Genomic DNA, 13,665 nt, shown 5'->3' on the forward strand with positions numbered 1-13,665 from the left:
GCTCCTGCCGGTGGCACCATGGAGGGGATGAAACTCCCCACCGAACCCCGTGCCCTTCCCATGCCCCTGTGGCTGCAGGGGGTGTTCGAACTCGGCCAGGCAGCCGTGCTCTCGGCGCTGCTCGTGCTCCTGCCGGTCGCCGCCGTCTGGCTCACGGGCGGGTTCGCGGACGGCTCGCCGGAGTCGGCCGCGAGGCTGGCCGGCCAGGGGTGGCTCGTCCTGCACGGCGTGCCCCTCGTGCTGGACTCGGGGCTCCTCCACGCGGTACCGCTCGGGCTGGTCCTCGTGCCGTTGCTGCTCGCGTGGCGTGCGGGCCGCCGCCTCGCCCGCGCGTCGTACACGGACCAGCTGTGGCAGGCCCTCCTCGGAGCGCTGCTGACCTACGCCGTCATCGGCGCGGCCGTGGCGTACGTGTCCGCCACACCCGGCGCCTCGGCACCCCTCGTGGCGGGGGCGCTGATCCCCCCGGTGTCCGCCGGGATCGGCCTGGTCACCGGCGCCTACCGCGAGGCGGGAGCCTGGAGCCGACTCGTCGGCGTCGACTTCGCCGCCTGGGTGAGCCGCACCAGCCAGCACTCGCGGTGGGCGGGGTCCTACGCATGGTCCGTCCTCCGCTCGGGCTTCCTCGCCGTGCTGGTGGCCCTGTGCCTCTCGGCCGTGCTGCTCGCCGTGGCGATCGGGCTGAACTGGGCGGGCATCGCGGCGATCTACGAGCGGATCGACGGCGGGATCGCCGGCGCATCCGTGGTGACCCTGCTCCAGCTCGGGTTCCTGCCCAACCTCGCGGCCTGGACGATGGCGTGGTCCACGGGCGCGGGCTTCGCGCTCGGTACCGGCAGCTCCCTCACGCCGCTCGCCAGCATCGTGGGCCCCCTGCCCGCCCTGCCCATCCTCGGCGCCCTGCCCGCCGGCACGCTCGAGTACGGCTACGCCGCACTGGCCATCCCCGTCCTCGCGGGACTCCTTGCGGGCTGGTGGTTCTTCCGCGAGGGCGAGAACCACCTCGACGAGTGGCTCGTCCTGCACAGCCCCCGACGCTGGCTGACGGCGACCGCGTCCACCCTGGCGCTCGCCCTGCTCATCGGCATCACCGCCGGGCTGGGCGGGGCGGCAGTCGCCCTGCTCTCGCGGGCCTCGCTCGGTCTCGGGCGCTTCACCGACCTCGGGCCGGACCCGCTCACGGTGGGCCTGTGGCTCGCGGTGGAGGTCGCGGTCGGAGCCGTCCTCGGCCACGCCGTCGGGCCCGTGCTCGAGCGCGAGCCGCGTCGACGCTGAGCGCCGGCCCGTCCGGGGTCAGCCGCCGAAGCCGTCGAGCTTCCGCAGACCGTCCTCGCACTGGCCTTGCGCCTGCAGGGTGAGCGCACGCGACATGCAGTCCTCGTAGGTCTCCGTCACGCGCCAGAGCAGCACCGAGGCACCCGTCCCCAGGAGGAGGAACACGGTGGCCGCGAGCGCGAGCGACGTCGCCACCAGGACGAGGCGGGGCAGCTTCGCGCCGATCGCCTTCACGAGCGCGACGACGCCGGACCCGAGCGCGAACAACGACAGCACGAGCGCGAGCACTTTCCAGGGCAGCATCAGGTTGCTCGTCAGCACCGCGCCGAGCAGGGCGAGCAGGAACAGGCGCAGCCACAGGCGCGCCGAGGCCGTGTCGCCGTCGGGCCGGCTCCGCCCTGCCCGGGCCTGTCCCGGCCCGCCCTGTCCCGTACCCTGCTGCGTCATCGTTCCTCCATCGGCATGGTTCAACCCTAGGTGAGGGGAGACCTTAAGGTTGAGCCATGCGCATCGTAGTCCTCGTCTCCGGAACCGGATCGAACCTCCAGGCCGTGATCGACGCCGTCGCCGACGGCTCCCTGCCCCTGACCATCGCCGCCGTGGGGGCGGACCGCCCCGGCACCCGGGGCGTGCAGCGGGCGGCCGAGGCGGGCATCCCGACGTTCGAGGTCGACTTCCGGCAGTACCCGGACCGGGCCGCGTGGAACCGGGCGCTCACGGACGCCGTCGCCGCCTCTGAACCGGACTACGTGGTGTCCTCGGGCTTCATGCGGATCCTCGACCAGCAGTTCCTGGACCGCTTCCCCGACCGCTACCTCAACACCCACCCTGCCCTGCTGCCGAGCTTCCCGGGCGCGCACGGCGTGCGCGACGCGCTGGCCCACGGCGTGAAGGTCACGGGCTGCACCGTCATGATCGCCGACGCCGGCGTGGACACCGGGCCCATCCTCGCCCAGGCGGCGGTCGCGGTCCTGCCCGGGGACACCGAGGACACCCTGCACGAGCGCATCAAGGTCGAGGAGCGCAGGCTCCTGATCGAGACCCTCGCGGGGCTCGCGGCTGCCGCCGACTCGGCCGCCGGGGCCTGACGTGTCCCTCGTCGCGAACGCCGTCTACGTCGGCGGGAAGAAGCGCATCAACCCCGACACCCTGGACCAGACGTTCGAGCTCATGCGGGACAGCGGCGGGATGGGCTGGATCGGCCTGTACCGTCCGGAGCCGGAGGAGATCAGCGCGGTCGAGGCGGAGTTCGGCCTGCATCCCCTCGCCGTCGAGGACGCCACGAACGGACACCAGCGGGCGAAGCTCGAACGCTACGGCGACACCCTCTTCGTGGTGCTGCGGCCCGCCCGCTACCTCGACGCCGAGGAGAAGGTCGAGTTCGGCGAACTGCACATCTTCATCGGCCAGGACTTCGTGGTGACCATCAGGCATGCCGAGTCGCCGGACCTCGGGGTGGTGCGCCGCAGGCTCGAGGCGGATCCGGAGCTCCTCTGCACGGGTCCGCAGGCCGTCCTCTACGCGATGCTCGACCAGGTGGTGGACGAGTACGGGCCCGTGGTGCAGGGGCTCGAGAACGACATCGACGAGATCGAGAACGAGCTGTTCGGGGGAGCGCCGGACGTCTCGCGCAGGATCTACGAGCTGCACCGCGAGGTCATCGAGTTCCAGCGCGCCACCCAGCCCCTCGAGGCCATGATGGACTCCCTGCTCCGGGGCTCCGACAAGTATCAGCTGGACGCCGAGCTCGGCCGCAGCCTGCGGGACGTGCAGGACCACGTGATCCGCGTCGTCGAGCGCGTGAACACGTTCCGCACGCTGCTGCAGAACGCGCTGACCGTCCATTCCACGCTCGTCGCCCAGCGGCAGAACGAGGAGATGACGAGGATGACGGAGACGTCGCTGAAGCAGGGCGAGGAGGTCAAGCGCATCTCCTCGTGGGCGGCGATCCTGTTCGCGCCGACCCTCATCGCGTCGATCTACGGCATGAACTTCGACACCATGCCCGAGCTGCACTGGACGCTCGGTTATCCGTTCGCCATCGTGCTCATGATGGGCATGGGCGGCGGGCTGTACTGGGCCTTCAAGCGGAACGACTGGCTCTAGGCCCGCGCACGACGACGGCCGGGACCGCTGGGGTCCCGGCCGTCGTCATCGCGGGATCGACGCCGGATCAGCGCGTCGTGATCACGTGCGTGCGGTGGTCGTAGGAGAAGGTCACCGCACCGCCGGCGTGGTCGAGCACGATGTTGCTGCCGTCCCGGCCGCCGCCGGCCCCGTAGTTCTCGGTCCAGCTGCGGTCGAGGGCCGCCTTGTACTCGTAGCGGCCCGCGGGCAGGTCGGCGACCCGGAGCAGCCAGGTCCGCGACGCGTCGTCGAAGGTCATCTGCGCCTGGTCGCAGGCCGGATCCCAGTCCGCGCCGCAGCCCAGCTCGGAGTCGAGGCTGCCGGCCACCGCGACCGTGTCCGGCTGCTCGACGACCGAGCCGACCGTCACGGTTCGGATGTCGCTGACGGAGGTGCCGAGCACCGCCCTGTACCGGACCTGCGTGCCCTCGGGGAGCCCGAGCGCCGCCAGGTCGTCGACCGCCGTGTAGGTGGGCGAGGAGTCGTCGGTGCCGATCACGGTCCATGCGCCCCCGTCGACGCTCCGTTCGAGCGTCACGGCATGGTCGGAGTCCTCGGGGCTCGCGGTCGCGGTGACCTCGACGTCGCCCTGGACCTGCGTGCCCTCGGCGGGCAGTCCGAGGGTGAGCTCCGGTGCGGGCACGGTGGCCGCTGCCGGTGACGAGGTGCGCGTGTGGCGCCCGTTGTCGAGGACGACGGCGCGGTACTCGACGGCGGTGCCCGGCGCCAGGGCGCTCGTGTCGTGGTAGACGCTGTAGGGCGCGTTGTCGTCGGTGCCGATGCCCGTCCAGGCGGTGCCGGGGGTGCGGGCCTCGAAGGTGACCTCGTAGAACGAGGAACCAGCGACGTCGGCGGCGACTCTCATGCGGCCGTTGTCCTCGGCGGCCGGAGCGGGTTGCTGCAGGCTGATGGCCGGTGCCTTGCTGGAATGCGGGATCGAGCCGGAGAGCTCGTAGACCACCGTGGACAGGGGCGGCACGGTGACGCTGAGGGTGCCGTCGGCGGCCGACCTCGTGCGCTTCGGGGCGTCGCCGTACACGAGGCCGAAGCTGCGCTTGGCCGCATAGGTGGGGATGGCCGCGGTCTGCGGCTCGGTGCTGTTGTTGAGGGCCACCACGTACTCGCGCCGGTTCGTGGCGTCCACGCGCGAGAACGCGTAGATGCCCGGGCCGTCGGACGCGTACCGGTGCTGGTGGGCGCCGTTCCGCAGTGCGGGATGGTCGGCGGTGACCCCGGCCAGCGTCGCGATGCCCTCATAGAGCGGGTGGCCGGTGTCGAAGTTGTCGGTGGCGTGCGTGGACGCGGTGCCCAGCAGGTCGTCGTCGAGGTACTCGGGCACCCGGCTCGCGAACAGCGTCTGCCGTGCGTCCTGGTCGCCGCCGGGTCCGGTGAAGCCCTGCTCGTCGCCGTAGTAGATCACGGGGTTGCCGCGGGAGAAGTACATGAGCTCGTGGGCCAGGGTGTCGCGAGCCACGAGTTCGTCCTCGGGCGCCCCCGGGTTGTCCGCGGCGAGGAAGCTGCCGATGCGCCCCATGTCGTGGTTCCCGAGGAACGTCGGCAGGCTGTAGGCGTTGGAGTCCGCATCGGTGTACCAGTCGTCACCGGCGAAGAAGGCCTCGAGGTCGGTCGCGGGGGCGCCCTGCGACGCGTACCCGCGGGCGGCGGCCTGGAACGGGAAGTCGAGCACGGACTGCATCCTGTTGCGGGTGGTGAACTGCGAGGTGAAGGACTTCGTGGTGTCGAAGACCTCGCCGAACATGAAGAACTCGTCCTTGCCCTGCTCCCTGGCGTAGGACAGCACCTCGGGGCCGAAGGCCTGCCAGAACTCGTCGTTCACGTGCTTCATGGTGTCGATCCGGAAACCGTCCACCCCGAAGTCGGAGATCCACGTCTTGTAGATGTCGGTCATGCCCTGGACCACGCGGGGGTGCTCGGTGGAGAGGTCGTCGAGGCCGAAGAAGTCGCCGTAGAAGGAGTCCTCCCCGGTGAAGGTCGTATCGCCGCGGTTGTGATAGAGCGTGGGGTCGTTGAGCCACTCGGGGACCTTGAGGTCGCGGTCGGCCTCCGGGACCACCGGCACGTAGGGGAACGACGTCGCCGGGTCGAGGGCGGGGAAGGTGCCGGTGCCCGCGTAGTCACGGTCGTCGAACGCGGTGCCGTCGGCGTCGCGGTAGGGTTCCTCGTCCTTCGAGACGTAGGGCGCGCGTTCGCCCGCGTCGTAGCCGATCACGTCGGCGGTGTGGTTGGTGATGATGTCGAAGTAGACCTTCATGCCGCGCTGGTGCGCCGCGTCGATGAGGGCCTTCAGGTCCTCGTTGGTGCCCAGGTGCGGGTCGATCTGCGTGAAGTCCGTGATCCAGTAGCCGTGATAGCCGGCCGAGTTGTCCTCCGGCTGCACCGCGCGGTTCTTGAAGCTCGGCGTCAGCCAGATGGACGTGGTGCCCATCCCCTGGATGTAGTCCAGTTCCTGCAGCAGGCCCTCGAGGTCGCCGCCGTTGTAGTAGCCCTTCCGGGTGGGATCGAAACCGGAGACGGACGGGTCGGCGCCGAGACCGCCGTCGTCGTTGGCCGTGCTGCCGTTCCGGAAGCGGTCGGCCATGACGAAGTAGAAGTTCTCGTCCGTGACGGCGGTGCGCAGCGAGTGCTGCGCGACGGCGGGAGGGGAGCCGGGATCCTTCGGGGCGGCGTGGGCGGGTAGCGTCGCGGAGCCGGCAACGAGCGCGGTCAGCACGACGACAGTGGCGTGGCGGGATTTCACAGGTCTCCTTCAGGGAACACAGGGTGAAGGATCAGCGTGTCCCACGTCACAGGTCGAGTCAATCCGGTCGGGCCCGTGTCGCGCGGAAAGATGCCGGCCGTCGTCGTCCGGTCCCCGACCTGTCAGTGCAGCCGGGCCGCCTTCGTCTCGGGTGCGTTGAAGGCCATGAACAGCACGGCGAGGAGCACGAGGGCACCCGTGAGGGCGAAGGTGAGCGGAAGCCCGAGGAGGGGCCACAGGAGGCTGCCGAAGATCAGCGGGACGAGGCCCGCCCCCACGCGGGAGACGGTCGATGCCCAGCCGAAGCCGCTGCCCCTCAGCTCGGTGGGGTACAGCTCCGAGACGTACGTGTAGAGCACGGGGATGGCCACCTGCACCACGAACCCGAAGCCCAGCAGCCAGGCCGTCGCGACGGCGGGCAGGTCGAGGGTCAGCGCGAAGGCGACGAGGAGCGCGGCGGATCCGGGACCCGTGATGGCGAGGAGCCATTTGCGGCCCACGCGCTCCACGAGCAGTGCGGCGGCGACGACCCCGAGGAAGCCGACGCCCGTCATGAACGTGGTCGTGATGAACGCGACCGACTGCGCGTAGCCCGAGGCGATGAGGATGCGGGGCATCCAGGTCAGCGCGCCGTAGTAGACGAGCAGGATCGTCAGGAACAGGCTCCACGCGGTCAGGGTGATCCGCCAGTCGTAGCGCCAGAGCCCGGTGAGCTGTCCCGAGATGCTGCCGAGGGACAGGCGCGGGGTGTCCTCGGGGTCGGGCAGGCGCCATGCCCGCTGCTCGCCGCCGGTCCGGGCGACGAGGTCGTCGATGACGGTCCGCGCCTCTTCCTGCCGGCCGCGCTGCACGAGGTACAGCGGTGACTCGGGGACCCCGCGCCGCACCCAGAACACGAGGAGCGCCGGGAGTACCATCACGAGCATCGCGTAGCGCCACTCGCCGGTCTGCGCCACGATCGCCGTCGTCACCACGCCGCACAGGAACGCGCCGATGGGCCACCACGCGTCCATCGCGGTGAGGACCCTGCCGCGCTGGCGGCGCGGGGTGAACTCGCCGACCAGCGCGTAGTCCACGGGGATGCAGCCGCCGAGGCCGAAGCCGGCGAGGAACCGGAACACGCAGAACCAGACGATGTCGGGGGAGAACGCCCCGAGCACCGTGAAGATCGAGAAGACGAGGAGCGTCAGGGTGAACGCCCGCTTGCGGCCGATGATGTCCGCCACCGATCCCCAGGCGAACGCACCGACGGCCATCCCGATCAGGTTCGACGTCGCGATCCACGCCGCCTGGCCGGAGGAGAGCCCCCAGTCCCCGATGAGCAGGGGGATCAGGTAGGCGTTGAGGGTGACGTCCCAGGCATCGAACATGAAGCCGAGACCGCCGATGAGGAAGATCCTCCCCTGGACCTTCCAGCGCCAGGGGAGGTCCTGCACCACCTGGTCGCCGGTGGGGAGCTGCGTGTTGATGCTCATGATGCCTTCGTGGGAGGGGCCGGTACTGCGAGAACTGTACCGGGAAGCCTCCCCGGGGATCGCCTTGCGGGTGGCCGCTTCTGTCCTCTCGACGCCGGTTCTCGTCCTCCGCCTCCTGTGCCCGGTGCTTCACCGTCGAGGCCGCCGCGGTTCACGAAGTTCCCTGTGGGCGCAGGAAGGGAGGCCGCCCGGGAGGAGCCGCGGACCGCCCCTATAGACTTGTACGCGACCCAGCGAACCCCGACTGACGGAGAACTGCGTGAGCCCGATCCACCTCGACCGTGTCCCCATCCGTCGCGCACTGATCTCGGTGTTCGACAAGACCGGCCTGGAGGAGCTGGCGCAGGGCCTGCACCGCGCGGGCGTCTCGATCGTCTCCACCGGGTCGACGGCGCAGCGGATCGCCGCTGCGGGCGTCCCCGTGACGGAGGTGTCCGAGGTGACCGGCTTCGAGGAGACCCTCGACGGGCGCGTGAAGACCCTCCACCCCAAGGTGCACGCGGGCATCCTCGCCGACCGCCGCCGCCAGGAGCACGTGGACCAGCTCGCCGAACTCGACATCGAGGCCTTCGACCTCGTCGTCGTCAACCTGTACCCCTTCGTGGAGACGGTCCGCTCCGGCGCGGAGCCCGACGCCGTCGTCGAGCAGATCGACATCGGCGGACCCGCGATGGTCCGGTCCGCAGCGAAGAACCACCCGTCGGTCGCCGTCGTCGTCGACCCGGCCCGCTACGGGGACGTGGTCACCGCGGCCGCCGAGGGCGGGTTCGACCTGAGGGCGCGACGGCGGCTGGCCGCACTCGCCTTCGCGCACACCGCCGCGTACGACGCCGCCGTGGCCTCCTGGACGGCGGAGCAGTTCGAGACGGACGACGACGCCTTCTCCTGGCCCGGGTACGCGGGCCTCGCACTCGAGCGCTCCGAGGTCCTGCGTTACGGCGAGAACCCGCACCAGCAGGCTGCGCTCTACGTGGAGAAGGGGGCGACGCCGGGCATCGCCCAGGCGGACCAGCTCCACGGCAAGGCCATGAGCTACAACAACTTCGTGGACGCCGATGCAGCCCTCCGTGCCGCCTTCGACTTCGACGAGCCCGCCGTCGCGATCATCAAGCACGCGAACCCCTGCGGCGTGGCCGTGGGGTCCGCGGACGCCGAGGACCCGATCGCGGACGCGCACGCCAAGGCGCACGCGTGCGACCCGGTGTCGGCCTTCGGCGGGGTCATCGCCGCGAACCGCGAGGTCACGGCCGGCATGGCCGCGACGGTCAGGGACATCTTCACGGAGGTCGTGATCGCGCCGTCGTTCTCCGCCGAGGCCGTCGAGATCCTCACGCAGAAGAAGAACATCCGGCTCCTGACCCTCCCCGAGGGCTACGGGCGCAACCCCGTCGAGTTCCGCCAGGTGTCCGGGGGAGTCCTCATGCAGGTGGCGGACACGCTCGACGCCGACGGTGACGACCCCTCGGGCTGGACCCTCGCCGCGGGGAACGCCGCCGACGCCGCCACGCTCGCCGATCTCGGGTTCGCCTGGAAGGCCTGCCGCGCCGCGAAGTCGAACGCGATCCTGCTGGCCAGCGACGGTGCGTCCGTCGGCGTCGGCATGGGTCAGGTCAACCGTGTGGACTCGTGCCGCCTCGCCGTCGAGCGGGCCAACACCCTCACCGACACCGAGCGGGCCCGCGGGTCCGTCGCAGCGTCCGATGCCTTCTTCCCCTTCGCCGACGGACTGCAGATCCTGCTCGACGCCGGCGTCCGTGCCGTCGTCCAGCCCGGCGGCTCGGTGCGCGACCAGGAGGTCATCGACGCGGCGAACGCCGCCGGGGTGACGCTGTACCTGACGGGTGCACGCCACTTCTTCCACTGACGCCATACCGCTTTCCTGCCGTCGTTCCTACGGTCCCGTCGTTAGGCGAAGACCCAGGGACCTCGGTAGGTTAGAGCCGATGGGCAACCCCCCAACCGACCACCGCAGAGCACCAGGGAGACGCCAACCCATGGCCAAGATCATCTACACCCATACCGACGAAGCGCCGATGCTGGCCACCTATTCGTTCCTGCCGATCATCGAGGCGTTCGCCTCCACGGCGGGTGTCGAGGTGGAGGTCCGGGACATCTCGCTCTCGGGCCGCATCCTCGCGCTCTTCGGCGACCACCTCACCGAGGACCAGCGACAAGCCGATGCGCTCGCAGAGCTCGGGGCCCTGGCGAAGACGCCGGAAGCCAACATCATCAAGCTGCCGAACATCAGCGCCTCCATCCCGCAGCTCAAGGCTGCTGTCGCCGAGCTCCAGGGCCAGGGTTACGCACTGCCGGACTACCCGGACCACCCGTCCACGGACGAGGAGAAAGAGGTCCGCGCGCGGTACGACAAGGTGAAGGGCAGTGCCGTCAACCCGGTGCTCCGCGAGGGGAACTCGGACCGCCGCGCACCCGCGTCGGTCAAGAACTATGCGCGTCAGAACCCCCACAGCATGGGCGCCTGGACGCCGGAGTCGAAGACGAACGTCGCGCACATGACGAGCGGCGACTTCCGCTCGAACGAGCAGTCCGTCGTCATGCCCGCGGACGGCACGATCCGCATCCAGCAGGTCGCGGCCGACGGCGCCGTCACCGTGCTCAAGGACTCGATCCCCGTGCTCGCGGGCGAGGTCGTCGACGGCACCGTGATGCGCGCCGACGCGCTCAACGAGTTCCTCGAGGCCCAGGTCGTCCGGGCCAAGCAGGAGGGCGTGCTCTTCTCGGCCCACCTCAAGGCCACCATGATGAAGGTCTCCGACCCCATCATCTTCGGCCACGTGGTCCGCGCGTTCCTGCCGGAGCTCTTCGCCACGTACGGCGAGCAGCTCTCGGCAGCGGGCCTGAGCCCGAACAACGGCCTCGCGTCGATCCTCGGCGGCCTCGACAAGCTGCCGGAGGACGTCCGCGAGGGTGTCCAGCAGGCCATCGCCAAGGGCATGGAGGACGGCCCCGCGATCGCCATGGTGGACTCCGACAAGGGCATCACCAACCTGCACGTCCCCAGCGACGTCATCGTCGACGCCTCGATGCCCGCCATGATCCGCAGCTCCGGCCACATGTGGGGGCCGGACGGCAAGGAAGCCGACACGCTCGCCGTCATCCCCGACAGCAGCTACGCCGGGATCTACCAGGTCGTCCTCGACGACTGCCGCGCCAACGGCGCCTTCGACCCGACCACCATGGGCACCGTGCCGAACGTCGGCCTCATGGCGCAGGCCGCCGAGGAGTACGGCAGCCACGACAAGACGTTCGAGATCCAGAGCGGGGGCAAGGTCCAGGTCCTCGACGCGGACGGTGCCGTGCTGATCGAGCACGACGTCGCGCCCGGCGACATCTGGCGCGCGTGCCAGACCAAGGACGCCGCGATCCTCGACTGGGTCAAGCTCGCGGTCACCCGCGCCCGCGCCTCGGCGACGCCCGCCGTGTTCTGGCTCGACGAGAGCCGCGCGCACGACGCGAACCTGATCTCAAAGGTCGAGGCGTACCTGGCCGAGCACGACACGGACGACGTCGAGCTCCAGGTCATGACGCCCGTCGACGCCACGGCCTTCACGCTCGAGCGCATCCGCAGGGGTGCCGACACCATCTCGGTGACCGGCAACGTCCTGCGCGACTACCTGACGGACCTCTTCCCGATCCTCGAGCTCGGTACGAGCGCCAAGATGCTCTCGGTGGTCCCCCTGATGAACGGCGGTGGACTCTTCGAGACCGGCGCCGGCGGATCCGCACCCAAGCACGTGCAGCAGCTCGTGAAGGAGAACCACCTGCGCTGGGACAGCCTGGGTGAGTTCCTCGCCCTCGCCGTCAGCTTCGAGCACCTCGCGACGTCGACGGGCAATGCGCGTGCGCAGGTCCTCGCCGACACGCTCGACCGCGCCACCGGCACGTTCCTGCTCGAGAACAAGTCGCCGAGCCGCCGTGTCGGCGAGATCGACAACCGTGGAAGCCACTACTTCCTTGCCCGCTACTGGGCGGAGGAGCTCGCCGAGCAGGAGCAGGACGCCGAGCTCGCCGAGAGCTTCTCGCGTGTGGCCGAGGCGCTGACCGGCAACGAGGACGAGATCGTGTCCGAGCTGCTCGCCGTGCAGGGTTCGCCCGCCGACATCGGAGGCTACTACCACCCCGACGTCGCCAAGGTGACCCAGGTGATGTGCCCGTCCGCGAAGCTCTCCGAGGTCCTGGCGATCCTCGCGAAGTAGTACAGCACCGGTCAGCCGGCGTACCGCTTTCGCGGTACGCCGGCTGATCACTTCAAGAACACCTATTTACAACTGCCCCAGGCCCGGTCTATGGTTTCACCACGGTCTCAGCCTGGGGGGGTATATCGATGACAGCGCACAAGCGTCGGTCTCTCTCCACCACCCTGCGCCTGTCGTTCCTCACGGGAGTCGGGGCCCTCGGCTGGATGGCCGTGGGCGCGTCCGGTGCCGCGGCCGCAGGGACTCCCCAGGACGCCGGTTTGCTCGACGCGGTGACCGGTGTGGCGGAGTCCGCAGCGAGTCCCGCCGTCTCAGCCCTCCCGGATCCCCGGCCCCTGCTCGCGGATCCTCCCGTCGTTCCCGGGCTGATGGCCCAGGTGCCCCAGCTCGCAGGTCAGCCTTCAGGCACCGTCCTGCTCCCTGTGGCATCGGCCGTCGACGGACTGGTCGCACAGGTCCCGATCGTCCACGATCTGATCCCTGCCGGAACCTTCACGGAGGTGACCACCCCGGTGATCGGGGTCGTCGACGGAACCGTGGGAGGCGTCACCGAGCCGGTGCTCGACGTCGTCGCCCCGGTCACGGAGATCCTCGCCCCCGTGCTCGACGCGGTCCCGGTTCGCGATGTCGTCGCTCCCGTTCCGGATGTCCTAACCCCGGTTCCCGATGCGGCAGCACCGGTGATCGACGCCGTGCCCGGCACCGTCGTCGCTCCCGTCGAGCCGGTCGGTCCCGTCGAGCCGGTCGCACCCGTCGGGTCGGTCACGACAGTGCCCGGCGGCGACACCGCCGTCGACCTCCCGGACATCGGGCCCGTCGTCGCCGCTGTGCCGACCACGCCGCGGCCCCTCGCTGCCGCTTCCTCCGATGGCAGCGACGAGGTGGCCAGTAGAAGTGCGAACCTCGCATCGGCCACGCTGATGCCGGCGGTCGTCGACGGGATCGCCGATGCCGTCGTCCCTGCCCTGACGCGGATAGCGCCGGTCGCGGCCGACCTGCCGAATTCTCCGGGGACGCCTCCCGCCGTGTTCTCGACCGTTCTGGCGTCCATGACCAGCGGCGGCTCTGCGGCCCCGCTCGCGGCTCTCGGCGCGGCAGGCGTCCTCGTCTTCACCCTGGTCTCCGGCCGGGCCGGTCGCCCTGCGGCGGCGGGCCTCCCGACACCCCCCAGCTTCGATCCCGGCTCTTCTCCTGACTAGTGGTGGCCTCGCCGTGCTCTGCGCGGCCGACGGCTCACGGTGCCACGGGCACCTCCACACCACTTCGATCCACAGGAGAACATCATGCGTACAAGCGTTCAGCGCGGACTCTACGGAGTCCTTCTAGCCGGGGGCGTCGTCGTCCTCGGGTCAGGTTCGGCAGTAGCCGCGGACCTCTCGGCAACCTCCGACACCGGGCTCGACTCGACTCTCGGAGCCATCATCACAGCACCCCTGCAGTCCGGGACCACGAGTGGTTCGATCCTCCAGGAGGCCGTGGTCTCGCTCGACGCGTCGCTCGGCCTCGGTGCCGACGGCACCGGGTCCTCGGGCGGTCCCACCGGCGGGATCCTGACCGGGAACGTGATCTCTCCCGAGGTCGTCGTGCCGGTGCCTGTGTCCGGTCATTCGGTGGCCGTCCTCGGCGATTCGTCCTCGACCGGTGGGACCGGCTCGACGGGTTCGACGGGCGGTTCGGCTCCGGCTCCCGCTCCGGCGGTCGACGGCGGGATCCTGACCGGGAACGTGATCTCTCCCGAGGTCGTCGTGCCGGTGCCTGTGTCCGGTCATTCGGTGGCCGTCCTCGGCGATTCGTCCTCGACCGGTGGGACCGG

General features: G+C 70.3%; 9 protein-coding genes and 1 pseudogene. 7 read left to right on the forward strand and 3 right to left on the reverse strand.

Translation table 11 applies throughout. The annotated features are described in order from the left end of the window. Positions 1-27: 27 nt before the first annotated feature. Positions 28-1,275: a cell division protein PerM gene (locus ACX80K_RS11935; protein WP_459272091.1), complete on the forward strand. Its 1,248-nt coding sequence runs from the start codon at positions 28-30 to the stop codon at positions 1,273-1,275. Between the two features lie 18 nt (positions 1,276-1,293). Here ACX80K_RS11935 and ACX80K_RS11940 read toward each other — a convergent pair whose 3' ends face one another. After that, positions 1,294-1,722 carry a hypothetical protein gene (locus ACX80K_RS11940; RefSeq protein WP_459272092.1) on the reverse strand — a complete coding sequence of 143 codons (429 nt, stop codon included), beginning with the start codon at positions 1,720-1,722 and terminating at the stop codon, positions 1,294-1,296. 56 nt (positions 1,723-1,778) lie between these two features. On the opposite strand from ACX80K_RS11940, the gene purN reads away from it, so the two are divergent. Both purN and ACX80K_RS11950 read left to right on the forward strand, forming a co-directional pair. After that, on the forward strand, positions 1,779-2,363 hold the full coding sequence (gene purN, locus ACX80K_RS11945) for a phosphoribosylglycinamide formyltransferase (protein ID WP_459272093.1): 585 nt from the start codon (positions 1,779-1,781) through the stop codon (positions 2,361-2,363). Position 2,364: 1 nt separating this feature from the next. Continuing rightward, positions 2,365-3,381: a magnesium and cobalt transport protein CorA gene (locus tag ACX80K_RS11950; protein ID WP_459272094.1), complete on the forward strand. Its 1,017-nt coding sequence runs from the start codon at positions 2,365-2,367 to the stop codon at positions 3,379-3,381. 67 nt (positions 3,382-3,448) lie between these two features. Here the strand turns inward: ACX80K_RS11950 and ACX80K_RS11955 are convergent, their stop codons facing one another. Together ACX80K_RS11955 and ACX80K_RS11960 are read right to left on the reverse strand one after the other, a co-directional pair. Beyond that, the gene (locus ACX80K_RS11955; protein WP_459272095.1) at positions 3,449-6,160 is read right to left on the reverse strand and encodes an alpha-amylase family glycosyl hydrolase; all 2,712 of its coding nucleotides are present in this window, start codon (positions 6,158-6,160) and stop codon (positions 3,449-3,451) included. Between the two features lie 122 nt (positions 6,161-6,282). Beyond that, complete coding sequence (locus ACX80K_RS11960; RefSeq protein WP_459272096.1) at positions 6,283-7,635, reverse strand: MFS transporter; 1,353 nt, start codon at positions 7,633-7,635, stop codon at positions 6,283-6,285. A 259-nt stretch (positions 7,636-7,894) separates the two neighbouring features. On the opposite strand from ACX80K_RS11960, the gene purH reads away from it, so the two are divergent. From purH to ACX80K_RS11980, 4 genes and pseudogenes are all read left to right on the forward strand, one after another. Further along, positions 7,895-9,499 carry a bifunctional phosphoribosylaminoimidazolecarboxamide formyltransferase/IMP cyclohydrolase gene (gene purH / locus ACX80K_RS11965; protein ID WP_459272097.1) on the forward strand — a complete coding sequence of 535 codons (1,605 nt, stop codon included), beginning with the start codon at positions 7,895-7,897 and terminating at the stop codon, positions 9,497-9,499. 130 nt (positions 9,500-9,629) lie between these two features. Further along, positions 9,630-11,852 (forward strand): NADP-dependent isocitrate dehydrogenase, encoded by a 2,223-nt coding sequence (locus ACX80K_RS11970; protein WP_459272098.1) that lies wholly within the window; start codon positions 9,630-9,632, stop codon positions 11,850-11,852. 128 nt (positions 11,853-11,980) lie between these two features. Next, positions 11,981-13,051, forward strand: a complete 1,071-nt coding sequence (locus tag ACX80K_RS11975) for a hypothetical protein (RefSeq protein ID WP_459272099.1) — start codon at positions 11,981-11,983, stop codon at positions 13,049-13,051. Between the two features lie 84 nt (positions 13,052-13,135). Continuing rightward, positions 13,136-13,665, forward strand: a pseudogene (locus tag ACX80K_RS11980) (hypothetical protein); the annotation flags it as partial.

The sequence above is a fragment of the Arthrobacter sorbitolis genome (genome assembly GCF_054510995.1).

Excerpts from the sequence above, each read along its gene's own strand:
- ACX80K_RS11935 (WP_459272091.1), top strand. The coding sequence starts at position 28 with ATGAAACTCCCCACCGAACCCCGTGCCCTTCCCATGCCCCTGTGGCTG.
- ACX80K_RS11940 (WP_459272092.1), bottom strand. The coding sequence starts at position 1,722 with ATGACGCAGCAGGGTACGGGACAGGGCGGGCCGGGACAGGCCCGGGCA.
- purN (WP_459272093.1), top strand. The coding sequence starts at position 1,779 with ATGCGCATCGTAGTCCTCGTCTCCGGAACCGGATCGAACCTCCAGGCC.
- ACX80K_RS11960 (WP_459272096.1), bottom strand. The coding sequence starts at position 7,635 with ATGAGCATCAACACGCAGCTCCCCACCGGCGACCAGGTGGTGCAGGAC.
- ACX80K_RS11970 (WP_459272098.1), top strand. The coding sequence starts at position 9,630 with ATGGCCAAGATCATCTACACCCATACCGACGAAGCGCCGATGCTGGCC.
- ACX80K_RS11975 (WP_459272099.1), top strand. The coding sequence starts at position 11,981 with ATGACAGCGCACAAGCGTCGGTCTCTCTCCACCACCCTGCGCCTGTCG.